The 251-nt window shown below is 66.1% G+C and carries 1 protein-coding gene (running past one end of the window); it reads right to left on the bottom strand.

The annotated features are described in order from the left end of the window. Nucleotides 1-236 carry part of the coding region annotated (locus JNK74_29705) for a hypothetical protein (protein ID MBL7650348.1) on the bottom strand (this coding region is incomplete at its 3' end). 323 nt of the annotated region lie to the left of the window's left edge, so 236 of the 559 annotated nt are shown. Nucleotides 237-251 lie beyond the last annotated feature (15 nt).

The raw sequence follows: 251 nt of genomic DNA, 5'->3' as shown, positions 1-251 counted from the left end.
GCCAGCGTGGGAAAGGGAGATTGCGCCTCCGCCGGTATGCTCCGGTCGGGCCCGTAGAGACTCGCGGGCAGCGCATCGGCAAAGACACCGGGCAGATACCGCGAAACCGCTTCCGCCTCGCGCACGGGCACCAGCCGGTACCAGCCCTCGCCCAGGAGTTGCTCCATGGCGGGCGCGAACAGCGAATAGACCGTGAACGCGGCATCGATCTCGCCATCGAGAAAGGCCTCCCGCAAATCGGGATTGTGATC

The sequence above is a fragment of the Candidatus Hydrogenedentota bacterium genome (assembly GCA_016791475.1).
Lineage (GTDB): Bacteria > Hydrogenedentota > Hydrogenedentia > Hydrogenedentales > JAEUWI01 > JAEUWI01.
This window is presented reverse-complemented; position numbering and strand designations above follow the sequence as displayed.